This is a genomic window from Streptomyces sp. TBY4 (assembly GCF_024213195.1).
GTDB lineage: Bacteria > Actinomycetota > Actinomycetes > Streptomycetales > Streptomycetaceae > Streptomyces.
Genome location: NZ_JANAVF010000009.1, coordinates 188,955 through 202,930 on the forward strand (window position 1 = coordinate 188,955; position 13,976 = coordinate 202,930).

Annotated in this window: 19 protein-coding genes; 12 read left to right on the forward strand and 7 right to left on the reverse strand. The window is 73.4% G+C overall.

What is annotated here, in order from left to right:
* Positions 1-99 precede the first annotated feature (99 nt).
* The gene (locus NLX94_RS22555) at positions 100-621 is read left to right on the forward strand and encodes an NUDIX hydrolase (RefSeq protein WP_284716918.1); all 522 of its coding nucleotides are present in this window, start codon (positions 100-102) and stop codon (positions 619-621) included.
* Between the two features lie 50 nt (positions 622-671).
* On the opposite strand, the gene NLX94_RS22560 is transcribed toward NLX94_RS22555, so the two are convergent.
* Positions 672-1,568 carry a 3-hydroxybutyryl-CoA dehydrogenase gene (locus NLX94_RS22560; RefSeq protein ID WP_254384812.1) on the reverse strand — a complete coding sequence of 299 codons (897 nt, stop codon included), beginning with the start codon at positions 1,566-1,568 and terminating at the stop codon, positions 672-674.
* A 151-nt stretch (positions 1,569-1,719) separates the two neighbouring features.
* On the opposite strand from NLX94_RS22560, the gene NLX94_RS22565 reads away from it, so the two are divergent.
* Entirely contained in the window at positions 1,720-2,976 is a 1,257-nt protein-coding gene (locus NLX94_RS22565; RefSeq protein WP_254384813.1) for a glycoside hydrolase family 10 protein, read from the forward strand.
* A gap of 70 nt (positions 2,977-3,046) precedes the next feature.
* Here the strand turns inward: NLX94_RS22565 and NLX94_RS22570 are convergent, their stop codons facing one another.
* The gene (locus NLX94_RS22570; protein ID WP_254384814.1) at positions 3,047-3,244 is read right to left on the reverse strand and encodes a DUF1918 domain-containing protein; all 198 of its coding nucleotides are present in this window, start codon (positions 3,242-3,244) and stop codon (positions 3,047-3,049) included.
* A gap of 33 nt (positions 3,245-3,277) precedes the next feature.
* Positions 3,278-4,285, reverse strand: a complete 1,008-nt coding sequence (locus NLX94_RS22575; protein WP_254384815.1) for a DMT family transporter — start codon at positions 4,283-4,285, stop codon at positions 3,278-3,280.
* Here NLX94_RS22575 and NLX94_RS22580 point away from each other — a divergent pair.
* From NLX94_RS22580 to NLX94_RS22600, 5 genes are read left to right on the forward strand one after another with little or no spacing between them, the layout of a single operon-like run.
* Entirely contained in the window at positions 4,284-5,717 is a 1,434-nt protein-coding gene (locus NLX94_RS22580) for a PLP-dependent aminotransferase family protein (RefSeq protein ID WP_254384816.1), read from the forward strand. The two genes, NLX94_RS22575 and NLX94_RS22580, sit on opposite strands and share 2 nt — an antisense overlap.
* 31 nt (positions 5,718-5,748) lie before the next feature.
* The gene (locus tag NLX94_RS22585; RefSeq protein WP_254384817.1) at positions 5,749-6,324 is read left to right on the forward strand and encodes a histidine phosphatase family protein; all 576 of its coding nucleotides are present in this window, start codon (positions 5,749-5,751) and stop codon (positions 6,322-6,324) included.
* A 51-nt stretch (positions 6,325-6,375) separates the two neighbouring features.
* A complete protein-coding gene (locus NLX94_RS22590; protein WP_254384818.1) occupies positions 6,376-7,182 on the forward strand; it encodes an N-acetyltransferase in 807 nt (268 codons plus the stop codon).
* Between the two features lie 33 nt (positions 7,183-7,215).
* Positions 7,216-8,187 carry a MerR family transcriptional regulator gene (locus NLX94_RS22595; RefSeq protein WP_254384819.1) on the forward strand — a complete coding sequence of 324 codons (972 nt, stop codon included), beginning with the start codon at positions 7,216-7,218 and terminating at the stop codon, positions 8,185-8,187.
* The gene (locus NLX94_RS22600) at positions 8,184-8,768 is read left to right on the forward strand and encodes a GNAT family N-acetyltransferase (protein WP_254384820.1); all 585 of its coding nucleotides are present in this window, start codon (positions 8,184-8,186) and stop codon (positions 8,766-8,768) included. The genes NLX94_RS22595 and NLX94_RS22600 overlap by 4 nt, the downstream gene beginning before the upstream one ends.
* Here NLX94_RS22600 and NLX94_RS22605 read toward each other — a convergent pair.
* A complete protein-coding gene (locus NLX94_RS22605; protein WP_254384821.1) occupies positions 8,765-9,355 on the reverse strand; it encodes a chitin binding peritrophin-A domain-containing protein in 591 nt (196 codons plus the stop codon). The two genes, NLX94_RS22600 and NLX94_RS22605, sit on opposite strands and share 4 nt — an antisense overlap.
* Before the next feature lie 180 nt (positions 9,356-9,535).
* On the opposite strand from NLX94_RS22605, the gene NLX94_RS22610 reads away from it, so the two are divergent.
* The gene (locus tag NLX94_RS22610; RefSeq protein ID WP_254384822.1) at positions 9,536-9,955 is read left to right on the forward strand and encodes a hypothetical protein; all 420 of its coding nucleotides are present in this window, start codon (positions 9,536-9,538) and stop codon (positions 9,953-9,955) included.
* Between the two features lie 13 nt (positions 9,956-9,968).
* Here NLX94_RS22610 and NLX94_RS22615 read toward each other — a convergent pair whose 3' ends face one another.
* Positions 9,969-10,748: a LysR family substrate-binding domain-containing protein gene (locus NLX94_RS22615; protein ID WP_254384823.1), complete on the reverse strand. Its 780-nt coding sequence runs from the start codon at positions 10,746-10,748 to the stop codon at positions 9,969-9,971.
* 58 nt (positions 10,749-10,806) lie between these two features.
* Between NLX94_RS22615 and NLX94_RS22620 the strand changes: the two genes are divergently transcribed.
* The 3 genes from NLX94_RS22620 to NLX94_RS22630 all read left to right on the forward strand — a co-directional run bounded on the left by NLX94_RS22620 (position 10,807) and on the right by NLX94_RS22630 (position 12,160).
* Positions 10,807-11,211 carry a DUF5997 family protein gene (locus NLX94_RS22620; RefSeq protein WP_254384824.1) on the forward strand — a complete coding sequence of 135 codons (405 nt, stop codon included), beginning with the start codon at positions 10,807-10,809 and terminating at the stop codon, positions 11,209-11,211.
* A 91-nt stretch (positions 11,212-11,302) separates the two neighbouring features.
* A complete protein-coding gene (locus NLX94_RS22625) occupies positions 11,303-11,734 on the forward strand; it encodes a helix-turn-helix transcriptional regulator (protein ID WP_254384825.1) in 432 nt (143 codons plus the stop codon).
* 9 nt (positions 11,735-11,743) lie between these two features.
* Entirely contained in the window at positions 11,744-12,160 is a 417-nt protein-coding gene (locus NLX94_RS22630) for a VOC family protein (protein ID WP_254384826.1), read from the forward strand.
* A 5-nt stretch (positions 12,161-12,165) separates the two neighbouring features.
* Here the strand turns inward: NLX94_RS22630 and NLX94_RS22635 are convergent, their stop codons facing one another.
* Both NLX94_RS22635 and NLX94_RS22640 read right to left on the reverse strand, forming a co-directional pair.
* A complete protein-coding gene (locus NLX94_RS22635) occupies positions 12,166-12,891 on the reverse strand; it encodes a DUF6215 domain-containing protein (RefSeq protein ID WP_254384827.1) in 726 nt (241 codons plus the stop codon).
* Positions 12,892-12,979: 88 nt separating this feature from the next.
* Positions 12,980-13,291, reverse strand: coding sequence for a hypothetical protein (locus NLX94_RS22640; protein WP_254384828.1), 312 nt, complete (start codon positions 13,289-13,291; stop codon positions 12,980-12,982).
* Between the two features lie 263 nt (positions 13,292-13,554).
* On the opposite strand from NLX94_RS22640, the gene NLX94_RS22645 reads away from it, so the two are divergent.
* Positions 13,555-13,968, forward strand: a complete 414-nt coding sequence (locus tag NLX94_RS22645; RefSeq protein ID WP_254384829.1) for a VOC family protein — start codon at positions 13,555-13,557, stop codon at positions 13,966-13,968.
* Positions 13,969-13,976 lie beyond the last annotated feature (8 nt).

Below are 13,976 nucleotides of genomic sequence, written 5' to 3' on the forward strand. Positions count from 1 at the left end.
GCGTTCTCTGCGCCGCCCTTTGCGCGTTCCCCCGGGCCGGGGTGAGCTGCTGCCATGTTGCCACCTACTCGATCGGAAGGTGGCAGAACCGTGCAGTGGATGAACCTGAGTGAGCAAACCGTGTACACGAACCGCTGGTTCGACGTGAATCTCGCCGATGTGGAGCTCCCCGACGGCCGGCACCTGGACCACTTCGTCATCCGGCTGCGCCCGGTCGCCGTCGCCACGGCCGTCAACGCGGCCAACGAGGTGCTGCTGCTGTGGCGCCACCGCTTCATCACCGACAGCTGGGGCTGGGAACTGCCCGCCGGGGTCGTCGAGGACGGGGAGTCGGTGGAGCGGGCGGCCGCCCGCGAGATGGAGGAGGAGTCGGGCTGGCGGCCCGGTCCCCTGCACCACCTGATGACCGTCGAGCCGTCCAACGGGCTGACCGACGCCCGCCACCACCTCTACTGGGCGGACGGGGCCACGTACGTAGGTCATCCCGAGGACGACTTCGAGTCCTCGCGCCGCGAGTGGGTCCCGCTCAAGCTGGTCCCCGACATGATCGCGCGCGGCGAGATCCCGGCCGCCAACATGGCGGCCGGGCTGCTGTTGCTGCACCACCTGCGGCTCGGCTGAGCCGCGGGCGGCCGCCCGTACGGATCAGCCGTACGGGCCGGTCGCCGGGGTCAGCCGTACGGGTAGAAGCCCGAGCCGGTCTTGCGGCCCAGGCGGCCGGCGTCGACCATGCGCTGGAGCAGCGGGGGAGCGGCGTACAGGGGCTCCTTGTACTCGGCGTACATCGAATCGGCGATCGAGGCGATCGTGTCCAGACCGATCAGGTCGGAGAGCTTGAGCGGACCCATCGGGTGGGCGCAGCCCAGCTCCATGCCGTTGTCGATGTCCTCGCGGCTCGCGATGCCCGACTCGAACATCCGGATGGCCGACAGCAGGTACGGGACCAGGAGAGCGTTGACGACGAAGCCGGAACGGTCCTGGGCGCGGATCGCGTGCTTGCCCAGCACCTTCGCGACCAGGGCCTCGGAGCGCTTGACCGTCTCGTCGCTCGTGGTCAGCGCCGGGATCAGCTCGACGAGCTGCTGCACCGGGGCCGGGTTGAAGAAGTGGATGCCGATGACCTGGTCGGGCCGCGAGGTCGCGACGGCCAGCTTGACCAGCGGGATCGAGGAGGTGTTGGAGGCGAGGATCGCGTCCGGGCGGGTGATCACCTGGTCGAGGACCTGGAAGATCTCCGTCTTGACCTGCTCGTTCTCGACGACCGCCTCGATGACGAGGTCGCGGTCGGCGAACTCGCCGAGGTCCGTGGTGAACGACAGGCGGGCCAGGGTCGCGTCCCGCTCCTCCTCGCTGATCTTGCCGCGTTCGGCGGCCCTGGTCAGAGAGGTGTGCAGCCGGGTCCGCCCGATTTCGAGGGCCTCGCCGGTGGTCTCGGCGACCATCACTTCGAGACCGCTGCGGGCGAACACCTCGGCGATGCCCGCGCCCATCTGGCCACAGCCCACTACGCCGACGCGTGCGATGTCGTCTGGGAGGTCCGTCACATCGTGCCTTTCGCTGCTCTCCATCGCGGGTCCCCCGTACTCGTGCAGTGGTAACTGCGTTCCGGCGCCCGCCACGCTCCCCGACGTTACCCCCGTCGTTGCCCGGCGTGTCGGGCCGGGGCGGGCATGCTGGGCGGACACGAGGCAATGTCACGGAGCGGAACGGAGTCGTCACATGGCGTCCATCGGAAGGCGGAGCGTACTGGCCGGAGCGGCGGGGGTGCTGGCGTCCGCGGCGACGGCGGCCCCGGCCAGGGCGGTCAGGTCGTCCGCGGGGGCCGGCGCGGCCGCGGGGGCGGGCACTCCGGCGTTCCGCGGGATGTGGGTCGCCTCCGTGCAGAACGTGGACTGGCCCTCGCAGAGCGGGCTTTCCGCGCGGGAGCAGCGCGCCGAGCTGCTGGAGCTCCTCGACACCGCCGTCGCCCGCCGCCTCAACGCGGTGATCCTCCAGGTCCGGCCGACCGCCGACGCCATGTGGCCCTCGACGCGCGAGCCCTGGTCCCAGTGGCTCACCGGCGTGCAGGGCGTGGATCCCGGCTGGGACCCGCTGGGCACGGCGGTCGCGGAGGCCCACGCCCGGGGGCTGGAGCTGCACGCCTGGTTCAATCCGTACCGGGTGGCCAACCACACCGACCGGAGCCTGCTCGTCCCCGGGCACCCGGCCCGCCGGAACCCGGGCTGGACCGTCCCCTACGGGGGCAAGCTCTACTACAACCCGGGGCTGCCGGAGGTCCGCCGCTTCGTGCAGGACGCCATGCTCGACGCCGTCGCCCGCTACCCCCTCGACGGGGTGCACTGGGACGACTACTTCTACCCGTACCCCGTCGAGGGCCGCGACTTCGACGACGACGCCGCCTACGAGACGTACGGCCGTGCCTTCGCGACCCGCGCCGACTGGCGCCGCCACAACACCGACACCCTGGTCCGCGAGATGTCCGAGCGGCTGCGGGCGCTGCGCCCCGCGGCGCGCTTCGGGATCAGCCCCTTCGCCATCTGGCGCAACTCCGACCGGGATCCCCTCGGTTCGCCGACGCAGGCCGGCGTCGCCACGTACGACGACCTGTACGCGGACACCCGCAAGTGGGTGCGCGAGGGCTGGATCGACTACATCGTGCCGCAGGCGTACTGGCAGATCGGCCACCCGGCAGCCGACTACGCCGCCGTCGTCCCCTGGTGGGCGCGGACCGTCGCGGGCACCCGGGTCCAGCTCTACGTGGGGGAGGCGCTGTACCGCTGCGATCCGCAGAGCTCCACCGCAGCGTGGCGCGATCCGCGCGAGCTCTCCCGGCACCTGCGGTTCGCCGCCGGATACCCGGAGGTCCGCGGCCACGTCTACTTCTCTGCGAAGCAGGTGGTCGCGGACCCCAACGGGGCGATGGCTCGCGTGGTGGCCGACCACTACCCGACGGCGGTTGCGGTGCCGCCGCGCTGATCCGGTGTCCTCCGGCAGTCCCTCCGGCAGTCCCTTCTGAGGCTCTCGCCGGCGCTCCGGCCGCCGCTCCTCAGCGGTCGTGCTCGGCCGGGTGCTTCACGACGCAGTCGGGGCCGGGGGACATGACGGCCTCGTGTCCGTCCGTGAAGCGGACGCGGTAGGGAGGGGTTCCGTTCTCTCCCAGGACCTGGGTGATCTCACCGACCTTGTCGTGCTGGCCCACGATCCTGCCGTGCTGAACCAGCTGGTCGCCCTCGGTCGCGCGCATAGCTGACCTCCTCGGTGGCGGTCCGATCCGGTGCTAGCAGTTTAGGTCGTTCCGCCCCTGTTTGACCTGTCGGGTCGGCCGGTCCGACCGCTGCGTCACGACGATGCAGACGAGCACCGCGCAGGCGGCGACGGGAGCGGCCGCGGACAGGTGCTCGCCGAGCAGCAGCACCGACCACACCAGGGTGAGCAGCGGCTGCGCGAGCTGGAGCTGGCTGGCGCGGGGCGCGCCGATCTCGGCCATGCCCCGGTACCAGACGTAGAGGCCGAGGAAGGAGGAGCCGACCGCCACCCAGAGGAGCCCGGCCACCCCGCGGCCGCTCAGCTCGACCGGTTCGTACGCGAGCCCGAGCGCGGAGCCGGCCACGGCGATGGGCAGGCACAGCACCAGCGCCCAGGCGATCACCTGCCAGCCGGGCATCAGCCGGGCCAGCCGACCGCCCTCGGTGTACCCGGCCGCGCACACCAGCAGCGAGGCGAAGAGGAAGGCGTCGCCGGCCGAGAGGGCGCCGCCGCTCTGGGCCACGGTGAAGCCGAGGACCACGACCGCGCCGGCCACGGCCGCGGCCCAGAAGCGGCGTGAGGGCCGGGCTCCGGTGCGCAGCGAGGAGACGACCGCCGTGGTGAGCGGCAGCAGGCCGACCACCACGGCGGCGTGCGAGGTGGTGGAGGTCCGCAGGGCGAGGGTGGTGAGCAGCGGGAAGCCGATGACCACGCCGCCGGCGACGACGGCCAGCCCCGCCCAGTGGGCGCGGGCGGGCACCGGGACGCGCAGGGCCAGCAGGAAGGCGCCGGCCGTCAGGCCCGCGAGCAGGCAGCGCAGGCCGAAGAGGGACCACGGGCCGAAGCTCTCCAGGCCCCAGGCGGTGCCGGGGAAGGTCAGCGAGAAGGCTACGACCCCGGCCGCGGCGAGGGTGGTGCCGCCGAGGGCGGGGCGGGACCGGGTCGCTCCGCTGCCTCGAACCCCTCCGGTGCCCCGAACTGCTCCTGAACCTCGAACTGCTATCGCGTGGGGGAGAGTAGCGCTATTCTTTGCCGTCATGTATGAGCGTAGCAGTGTGGCGGAACTGGCGGAATCCCTTCGGATCGAGCTCGACCGCTACTCGGTAGGTGGAAAGCTCCCCTCGAGCAGGGCGCTGGTCGAGGAGTACCGGGTCAGTCCCGTCACGGTCTCCCGGGCCCTCGCCCAGCTCGCCGCCGAAGGCCTGGTCGTCACCCGACCCGGAGCCGGGGTCTACCGAGCCCGGCCCCGTACGGCGGTCCGGCCGCCCGGCGACACCTCCTGGCAGGCCGTCGCGCTGAACGCGGAGGACTCCGGCGAGGTGATCCCGCGCTCCGTGGACGCCTCCGGGGTCCTGGTCACCCTGGCCGCCCCGCCGGCCGGGGTCATCGAACTGCACAGCGGCTACCTGCACTCGGCGCTCCAGCCCGAGCGGGCCATGGCGGCGGCCCTCGCCCGGGCCGGCCGCCGGCCCGGGGTGTGGGGGCGGCCGCCCGTGGAGGGGCTGCCGGAGCTGCGGGACTGGTTCGCGCGGGAGATCGGCGGGGCCGTCGCGGCCGGGGACGTGCTGGTGACCGCGGGCGGCCAGAGCGCGCTCGCCACCGCGCTGCGCGCCCTCGCCCCGCCGGGGGCGCCGATCCTCGTCGAATCCCCGACCTACCCGGGACTGCTGGCCCTCGCGCGGGCCGCCGGCTGCCGGCCCGTGCCGGTCCCGGTGGACGCGGACGGGGTCCGGCCGGAGCTGCTGGCCGCCGCCTTCGAAGCGACCGGGGCGCGGGTGTTCGTATGCCAGCCGCTCTTCCAGAACCCGACCGGGGCCGTGCTGTCCGGCGAGCGGCGGGGCGAGGTGCTGCGGATCGCGCGCGCCGCCGGGGCGTTCGTGCTGGAGGACGACTACGCGCGGTCCCTGGCCCACGAGGACTCGGGCCCGCTGCCCGCACCGCTCGCCGCCGAGGACCCGGACGGGGTGGTCGTCCACGTGCGGTCGCTGACCAAGGTCACCTCGCCCAGTCTGCGGGTGGGCGCGCTCGCCGCCCGGGGGCCCGTCTTCGACCGGCTGCGCGCCATCCAGGTCGTCGACACCTTCTTCGTGCCCCGGCCGCTCCAGGAAGCCGCCCTGGAACTGGTCGGCGCACCCGCCTGGCCGCGCCACCTCAAGGCCGTGGCCGCCGAGCTGCGCCACCGCCGGGACGTCCTCGCGGGGGCCCTGCGGCGGGAGCTCCCCGATCTGGAAGTGCCGCATCTGCCGCGCGGGGGCTACCAGTTGTGGGCCCGGCCCGGCGGGGGCGGTGACGACGCGGACTTCGTGGCGGCCGCCCTGCGGGCCGGGGTCGCGGTCGCACCGGGACGGCCGTACTTCTGCGCGGAGCCGCCCGGTCCGTTCGTCCGGCTGAGCTTCGCCGGGGTGTCCGGCGCGGGAGAGCTGACCGAGGCCGCCCGGCGGCTGCGGTCCGGGCTTCGTCCCGACGCTTGACCCCGTGCGCCCCGCGGCTCACCATCGCCGCATGCATGTTCGGGTTTCGCTAGTCGCAGCAGCCCGTAGTACCTCGCTGCTCGCCGAGCGCTTCGACGACGACCGCCCCCTCGACGTGGACGGCTGGCGCGCGGTGGAATCCGCCGCGCGCGGGCTCGTACCCCTGGGCTCGGCCGAGCTCCGCTACTGTTCGCCGACCTCGCGCAGCCGGGCCACCGGCACCGCCCTCGGCTACGCCCCGATGGCGCAACCGGCCCTGCGGGAGTGCGACATGGGCCGCTGGCGCGGGCTCACCCTGGCCGAGGTGGCCGCCCGGGACCCCGCGGCCGTGGACCTCTGGCTCACCGATCCGCACGCCGCGCCGCACGGCGGGGAGTCCCTGCTCGCCTTCATCGCCCGGATCGGCGGCTGGCTCGACACCCGGCCGGCCGACGACGGGGGAGCGATCGTGGCGGTGGCGGAGCCGTCGGTGGTGCGGGCGGCGCTGGTGTACGCCCTGAAGGCGCCGCCGCTGACCTACTGGAACGTGGACGTCCGCCCCCTGTCCACGCTGACCCTCGCGGGCCGGCCGCGGAGCTGGCACCTCTCCCTCCAGGCGCCCGTCTGAAAACCCGCTAAATCGGTTGAGGTGCAGGTGGGGCGTGCCTAGCCTGCGGACATGGACGACATCACACACATCAGCGGCGCCGCGGACATCCGGATCACCACGCTCGCGGAGCGGCCCGAACTGGCGGCCCGGCTCTGGGACATGAAGGACTCGTGGCCCGAGTTCGCCCAGCACGACGCGCTGGCCTGGCTGCTGTATCCGCGGATGGTGGCCGAGCTCCCGGAGTTCGTCCTGATCGCCACGGACGGCGACGCGGTGGTCGCCCGGGCCTTCAGTGTGCCCTTCGCGCAGCACGCGCCGGGCCGTGACGGGGTGCTGCCCGCACAGGGCTGGGACCGGGTCCTCATGTGGGCCTTCTCCGACCTGCGGCGCGGGGTCGAGGCCGACACCGTCAGCGCGATCGAGATCAGCGTGGCCACCGACCGGCAGGGCGAGGGACTCTCCGGCCGGATGCTCGCCGCGATGCGGGAGAACGCCCGCGCGCGGGGCTTCACCGAGGTGGTGGCGCCGGTGCGGCCCAGCGGAAAGCCGGCCGAGCCGGACACCTCGATCCACGAGTACGCGTACCGCACCCGCGAGGACGGTCTCCCGTACGACCCGTGGCTACGGGTCCACGTGCGGGCGGGCGCCGTCATCGACTCGGTGGCCCCCCTGTCGATGACGATCACCGGCTCCCTCGACGACTGGCGGCAGTGGACCGGCCTCCCCTTCGACACGACCGGTCCGGTCCGCGTTCCCGGCGCCCTGTCGCCGGTCCACTGCGAACCGGAGCAGGGCTTCGCGGTCTACGTCGAGCCGAACGTCTGGCTCCGCCACCGCCTGGGACCCGTATCGGCCTCCGTCGCCACCGGGGCTTGAGTCTCCCCCGGGGGGAGACCCGAAGCTGAGGACATGAACGGCCACACGCCCCGCACTCCCGGCACACCGGGCACGCTCCACTCGATCGGCGAGCTGGCCCGGCGGACCGGCACCACGGTCAAGACCGTCCGGTTCTACTCCGACCGCGGGCTCCTGCCGCCCGCGGGGCGGAGCCCGGCCGGCTACCGCCTCTACGACGAGGGCGCCGTCGCACGCCTGGACCTGGTCCGGAGCCTGCGCGACCTGGGACTGGACCTCGCCGCCGTCCGGAAGGTCATGGACCGGGAGCTCGAGCTGCCGGAGGTCGCCGCGGCGTGCGCGGAGGCGCTGGACGCGCAGATCCGGATCCTGCGGATGCGGCGCGCGGTGCTCACCGCGGTGGCGGGGCGTGGGGCCACCCCCGAGGAGGCGGATCTGATGCACAGACTGGCAAGGCTCTCCGAGGCGGAACGCCGCAGGCTCGTCGACGAGTTCCTGGGCTCCGCCTTCGACGGCGTGGGATCCGGCGGCCCCGTGTTCGCGGGGATCATGCAGTCCATGACCCCGCACCTGCCGGACGACCCCGACGCCGAACAGCTCCGGGCGTGGGTGGAACTGGCCGAACTGGCCGAGGACCCGGAGTTCCGCGCCCACGTGCGGCACCTGGCCGAGGACCTGGCGGCCGACCACCGCCCGGACGCTCCACCCAGCCGGCACCGCGACGTGGCCGCGATCGTCGCCGACCTGATCACCCCGGCCGTGACGGCGGCCGTCGAACCGGCCTCACCCGGGGCCGACCCGCTCGTCGCGACCCTGCTGACCCGCTGCGCACACCTGCTCGGCCACCGGGACGGCCCCGGGGCCCGGAGCCGGCTCCTGGCCCGGCTGGAACGCATCGACGACCCGCGCAGGGAACGGTACTTCTCCCTGCTCGCGGTGATCAACGGCTGGCCCCGCCCGCAGACCCTGCACCCGCCGCTCGACTGGTCCATCCAGGCCCTGCGGGCCCGTACGGTCCGCCCATGAACGCTCCCGCCACCCTCCACGCCGCCGCGACGCCGGCCGCTCCGGCTCTCGTGCTGCGCCCCTGGCGCGCGGAGGACGTCGCCGCGCTGGTCGAGGCGTACCGGGACCCCGTCCTGCGGCGCTGGGCGAGCGCTCCCGTGCAGAGCGAGGACGAGGGCCTGCGGTGGGTGCGGGCCCAGGAGGCGGGCTGGGCCGCCGGGACCCGGATGGGCTTCGCCGTCCTGGAGGCGGCCCCTGACGGGGGACCGCCGCGGTTGGTGGGCGGCGTAGTGCTGAAGCGGGCCGGATCCGGTCGGCCCTCCGCCGAGGTCGGCTACTGGACGGCGGCACGGGCCCGTGGGTGGGGTGTGGCCCCACGAGCCCTGGGCGCCCTCACCGACTGGGCCTTCGCCGCCTTCCGGCGCGACGGTCTGGAACGCCTCGAACTCCTCCACCAGGTCGACAACCCGGCCTCCTGCCGCGTCGCCGAGAAGAGCGGCTACCCGTTCGACACGGTCCTGCCGTCGCTCCCTCCCGCCCACCCGCTCGACGGGCATCTGCACCTGCGGCGCGCGGGCGCGTCCCCAGGGGGCGGCTCCTAGAGGAGCGAGACGGGGGCGGTGGCGGAGGAGGGGAGGTAGATCCCGCCGATGCCCGCGTAGGTGGCCCGGTAGCCGCGCAGGAGTTCGTCCAGCGGGATCGTCAGCCGGGCCGGGCTGTCGCAGCGGGCGGCTCCGAACTGGTCGGTGACGGCGGTGCAGAGGGTCCGGCCCCCGAGGGTGGTGAAGGTGACCGGTACGCCGTCCAGCCCGGCGGGGGCGTCCGCGATCCGCACGGTGGTGCTGAGGTTCCTGACCCCGAAGAGCAGCCCGTTCAGCTTCGCCGGACCGGCCGTGGCGACCGTGGCCACGGCGGGCCGGACCAGCTCGGGCGCCTGGCAGAGCTGGGGGCCGGCGGCGTAGACCTGCCCGGTGGGGCAGGTGACGACCGTGGCGACCCCGCCCGCGCACTGTACGTAGAACCGGTGGTCCTGCAGGCGCGGCAGCCGCCCGGTGGCACCCCCGGCGCACGAGCCCTCGGCGGCGCCCGCGGGCACCGCCCCCACGCCCAGGGCGAGGACCGCCCCGGTGGCGAGTGCGGCGAGCGAGGCCAGTGCCCTGACGACCGGTCCCTTGGCGATGCGTAACACCCTTGCCCCCAGCTCACTCAGTGTGACGAAATGAATACGAAGTGACTATAGGGACGGGCGTGTGGCGGGCGCAACGCTCTCGGGTCATCGCCAGGGAGTACGAATATCCGCTAGCTTGAACGCGTTCAAGTCGACTGGGGCGGGCCCGGACGGAGCACCGGACGGACCGAAGGGGCGGGCATGGCGGGGAGTGCGGCAGCCGGGCGGGGCGCCCACCCGTGGCAGTGGGGGATCGCGCTGGCCGCGCTGATCCTCCCGGTGCCCCTCGCGGCGGAGCTGCTCGCGGCGGGGCGCTCGCCCTTCGTGCTGATCGCCCCGCTCCTGCTGCTCGCGGCGCCGCCGGCCCTGCGCGCGCACCGGGCCCGGTTCATGACCTCGTGCGTGGCCCTCGCGGTCGTGCTGTTCTGGTGGTCGCTCTTCGGGCTGGGGGACGGGGCGCTGGTCTTCCTGCCCTCGTCGCTGCTCCTGCTGTGCGCGAACTTCGCCGACCCGCGCGCCTACCCGACCCCGGCCGCCGTCTTCACGTTCGCCGCCGTGATCATCGGGGTGCTGCCCGCCGTCGCCTCTCTGGCGGCCGCCGTCCACCTGCTGGGCGGCTGAGCCGGCCTAGGCCCTAGCGCCCCCGGGGCTTGCCCCGCTTGCCGGTGGACTTGGCCGTGGCCTTGCCGCCCTTGGGGGCGCCGGACCGCGGGTTCTTCGCGGCCGACTTGCCTCCCGACCGGGGGGCCGGCTTCCGGGCCGGCTTCGCCTTCTTCGGCTCGGGCTCGGGCTGCGTACGGCCGCGCCCGCGCGAGCTGTTGACCGTCCGCCCGCGCACGATCCCGATGAACTCCTCGACCAGGTCGGGGGTCTCGTCCGCCTCGGGCCACGACAGCGCGACGCGCGACTCGGGGGCGTCCAGCAGGGTCCGGTACGTGAGGTCCTTGCGGTGGTGCAGCCGCGCGAGCGACTGGGGTACGACCAGGAGCCCGATGCCCGCCGCCACGAGCTCGATCGCGTCGGCCGTGGTCTCCGGCCGCTGCAGCGCGGGCTTGCCCGGCAGCTGCTCCCAGCCGAGGGTGTCGTCCAGCGGGTGGAGGACGATGTCGTCGGCCAGCTCCGCGATCGACAGCTCCTCGACCGCGGCCATGAGGTGGTCCTTGGGGATCACGACGACCGTGGTCTCGGTGTAGAGCGGGATCGCGCTGAGGCCCGTACGGTCGATCGGCAGCCGGACGAACCCGGCGTCGGCGCCGCCGCCGCGCAGCAGGCCGGGGGCTTCGGCCGGACCGACCTGGACGAGGGTCAGCGGAACGTCGGGCAGCCGCTCCTTCCAGATCCGGACCCACTTCGTGGGAGTCACCCCGGGGACGTATGCGAGCTGGAACGAGGGGGGTGTCCGGGAGTCTGTCACCCGGCCAGATTACCGGCCGTGGTCGGAGGTGGCGCACATGCTCGATACCCTGGACCCCATGACGTCGCACCAGACCACCCAGACCATGAAGCCCGCTACTGCGGCGAAGAAGCTGGGTGTGTACCTCGAGGCCACCCCCGCAGAGTTCCAGGAGGGTGTCGTCTCGCGCACCGAGCTGAACGCCCTCCAGTCCGAGCCGCCCCAGTGGCTGCAGGACCTCCGGGCCAACGGTCCGCACCCCCGTCCGGTGGTCGCGGCGAAGCTCGGCATCTCCATCGCCGGTCTGGCGCGCGGCGGTGTCACCGACCCGCTCACCACGGAGCAGATCGAGGCCCTGAAGCAGGAGATGCCGGAGTGGCTCGCGAACGAGCGCGCCACCCAGGCCGACGTCCGCAAGGAAACCGTCCGCATCAAGCAGATGCAGGCGGAGAAGGCCGCGAAGGCCGCGAAGAACGAGAAGTAGGCGCAGGCGGCCGGGAGGCGGCCGGTGAGCCGGTGCGCTCCCGGTCCCACGGCCCCTCTCCGACCGCACCGGCCGTGAGATGCTGGTGCGCGTGACGATCGAGGACCTGGTACGGCTGCGGTGCGCGCGGGACGTGATGGACCGCGACTACGCCGAGCCGCTGGACGTGCCGGCGCTGGCCTCCGTCGCCCTCATGTCCCCCGGGCACTTCTCCCGCAGTTTCCGGGCGGCCTTCGGGGAGACCCCGTACAGCTATCTGATGACCCGCCGCGTCGAGCGGGCGAAGGCGCTGCTGCGCCGGGGCGACCTCAGTGTGACCGAGGTCTGCTTCGCGGTCGGATGCACCTCGCTGGGCTCCTTCAGCTCGCGTTTCACGGAGCTGGTCGGCGAGACCCCCAGCGCCTACCGGGCCCGCCGGCACGAGTCCGGCGCCGCTATCCCCGCGTGTGTCGCCAAGGTCTTCACCCGGCCCGTCCGCAGGCCCGCGGCCAACGGGGGAGCGGGATCCACGGCCAGGTCGTAGCGTCGGGGCATGACCATCAAGCTCTCGCAGTGCTTCCTCTCCGTCGATGACCTAGACAAGGCGCTCGCCTTCTACCGTGACGCCCTCGGCATGGAAGTGCGCAACGATGTCGCCTTCGAGGGAATGCGCTGGGTGACGGTCGGCTCGCCCGAGCAGCCCGACGTGGAGATCGTCCTCGAACCCCCGCTCGCCGATCCCGGCGCCTCCCCGGCCGACCGGCAGGTGATGGCGGAGCTGCTGGCCAAGGGCGTGCTCCGCGGGGTGATCTTCACGACGGACGATGTGGACGCCACCTTCGAGCGCATCCGGGCCGCCGGCGCCGAGGTGCTCCAGGAGCCCGTCGACCAGCCGTACGGGGTCCGCGACTGCGCCTTCCGCGATCCGGCCGGCAACCTGCTCCGCTTCAACCAGCCCCGGCGCCGCTGACGCCGTTACAGATCCCGACCCGGTGGTGCGTCCCACCCCGGGACCGTCGGCAGCACCTGCTCGGCGACGCGCAGCAGGACCGCGTCGTCGGGCAGCGCGCCGTCGGAGCGCCACAGGCTCACTTCGAAGGAGCCGCCGCCGTCCTCCGGGTCCCGGGCCACCACGAGGGCGCGGATCGGGAGGCCGGGGCCGGCGCTCGTACTGCCGCCGCCCGGGCGGAGGCTGATGCTGATGGTGCGGTCCGAGTAGAAGGCGGCCGGGCGGCCCAGGACCGTCCGCGGTGCCGTGCGGTCTCCCAGGAGTCCGGCGACCGTGGCGACCGTCACCCGGCCGTAGGAGGCCCTCATGTGCACGGTGTAGGTCTCGAACTCGACCTCGGCCGTGGGGCTGTGGATCTCCCGGTCGCCGTCGGCGGGCTTGATGCCGCTGCTCCCGCCCTGGGCGCTCTTCGCGCGCTCCCCGGGTATGCCCAGCAGGTCGGGGAGATCAGGGCGGTGCAGTGCCGTGCACAGCTCGGCCCCGGAGGCCTGCCCGGGCGGCAGCTCCCCGGCCTTCGCCGGCGTCTTCCCGGACCCGGCGCTCCAGCAGGCGGCGGGCTCGGGCTCACCGCCCGACCCCGTCGATTCCCCGACCACCCAGAGCCCGGCCCCGAGCCCCCCGATCAGAGCCACGGCCGTGAGGGCCTGCCCCCAGGCGGCGCCCGCCGTGATCGTCCCGCTGCCTTCGGTCATGTCCCCCACCTGCTGTGATCCCCCGATACGCGCCCGGGGACCCTAACCCGTGATCGCCGGGGCTACAACGGAGTAACGGTGGGCGGGGCTACAGGATGAACAGGCTCATGCCGGGGGCGGGGCGGACGAGCTGACCCGGCAGGACGGAGCCGGTCACCCGGCCGTCACAGTGGGGTCCCGACCACAGGAAGGCGGTCCCGTCCGTGAAGTTGGCCACCTCCGAGGGCACGAAGTCGCCCAACGGGTAGCAGCCGGACGGATCGTGGATCGCCGCCCGGTCGATGAACAGCACCCCGTCCGCCGCCCGCGCCGCGCCCGGAGCCGCCAGCGCCAGCGTCAGCGCCGCCGCGCACGCCCCCAGTACCCGTACCGCCCGCACCACGCGTCGTGTCTCGCGCATCCCGGTCCACCTGCCTCAATCTTCGCGCCGCAATCCATGTCGTCACCGACAGTAGGGTGTTGCTACTCAACGTGACACGGCGTGCGGGGGTGCGGGAGGGGCGCGCGAGGCGCGGGAAACGCCGGGAAATCCTGGGGCGGGTGAGGGGTGCGTCCTGATCGATCAGGATTCGAGAAGCGGGCTCACCCAACTGCCTCTAGCCTGATGATCGTTGGCCGGCGCGCACGCGCGGCACGTATCCATCCACAGGGCAGGAGCAAGACATGAAGGCGCACGTCAGCTCGATCCTTCTTGGCGTCAGGGACATGGACCGGGCCAAGCAGTTCTACACGGAGGGTCTCGGCTGGAAGATCGAGAACGACTTCGGGATCTCGGTGTTCTTCGCGTCCGACGGCGCTTCGCCCGTCGGCTTCTACAGCCGCGAAGGCCTGGCCGGCCAGGTGGGCACGGACCCGGAGGGCAGCGGCTTCAGCGGGCTGGTCCTGACCTACGTGGTCCGCAGTGAGGCGCGGGTCGACGAGATCATGGCGGAGGCCCAGCAGGCCGGCGCCAAGATCCTCAACCCCGCGGGCGCCCTGCCGTGGGGCGGGTACGGCGGCACCTTCGCCGACCCGGAGGGCTACATCTGGAGCCTCGGCTACAGCGACCAGGGGACCGACCAGCCTTACGCGGAGTAGGAGAAGAC

Coding starts and splice junctions, on each gene's coding strand:
- NLX94_RS22555 (WP_284716918.1), top strand. CDS start 100: ATGAACCTGAGTGAGCAAACCGTGTACACGAACCGCTGGTTCGACGTG.
- NLX94_RS22560 (WP_254384812.1), bottom strand. CDS start 1,568: ATGGAGAGCAGCGAAAGGCACGATGTGACGGACCTCCCAGACGACATC.
- NLX94_RS22565 (WP_254384813.1), top strand. CDS start 1,720: ATGGCGTCCATCGGAAGGCGGAGCGTACTGGCCGGAGCGGCGGGGGTG.
- NLX94_RS22570 (WP_254384814.1), bottom strand. CDS start 3,244: ATGCGCGCGACCGAGGGCGACCAGCTGGTTCAGCACGGCAGGATCGTG.
- NLX94_RS22580 (WP_254384816.1), top strand. CDS start 4,284: ATGTATGAGCGTAGCAGTGTGGCGGAACTGGCGGAATCCCTTCGGATC.
- NLX94_RS22575 (WP_254384815.1), bottom strand. CDS start 4,285: ATGACGGCAAAGAATAGCGCTACTCTCCCCCACGCGATAGCAGTTCGA.
- NLX94_RS22585 (WP_254384817.1), top strand. CDS start 5,749: ATGCATGTTCGGGTTTCGCTAGTCGCAGCAGCCCGTAGTACCTCGCTG.
- NLX94_RS22590 (WP_254384818.1), top strand. CDS start 6,376: ATGGACGACATCACACACATCAGCGGCGCCGCGGACATCCGGATCACC.
- NLX94_RS22595 (WP_254384819.1), top strand. CDS start 7,216: ATGAACGGCCACACGCCCCGCACTCCCGGCACACCGGGCACGCTCCAC.
- NLX94_RS22600 (WP_254384820.1), top strand. CDS start 8,184: ATGAACGCTCCCGCCACCCTCCACGCCGCCGCGACGCCGGCCGCTCCG.
- NLX94_RS22610 (WP_254384822.1), top strand. CDS start 9,536: ATGGCGGGGAGTGCGGCAGCCGGGCGGGGCGCCCACCCGTGGCAGTGG.
- NLX94_RS22620 (WP_254384824.1), top strand. CDS start 10,807: ATGACGTCGCACCAGACCACCCAGACCATGAAGCCCGCTACTGCGGCG.
- NLX94_RS22630 (WP_254384826.1), top strand. CDS start 11,744: ATGACCATCAAGCTCTCGCAGTGCTTCCTCTCCGTCGATGACCTAGAC.
- NLX94_RS22635 (WP_254384827.1), bottom strand. CDS start 12,891: ATGACCGAAGGCAGCGGGACGATCACGGCGGGCGCCGCCTGGGGGCAG.
- NLX94_RS22640 (WP_254384828.1), bottom strand. CDS start 13,291: ATGCGCGAGACACGACGCGTGGTGCGGGCGGTACGGGTACTGGGGGCG.
- NLX94_RS22645 (WP_254384829.1), top strand. CDS start 13,555: ATGAAGGCGCACGTCAGCTCGATCCTTCTTGGCGTCAGGGACATGGAC.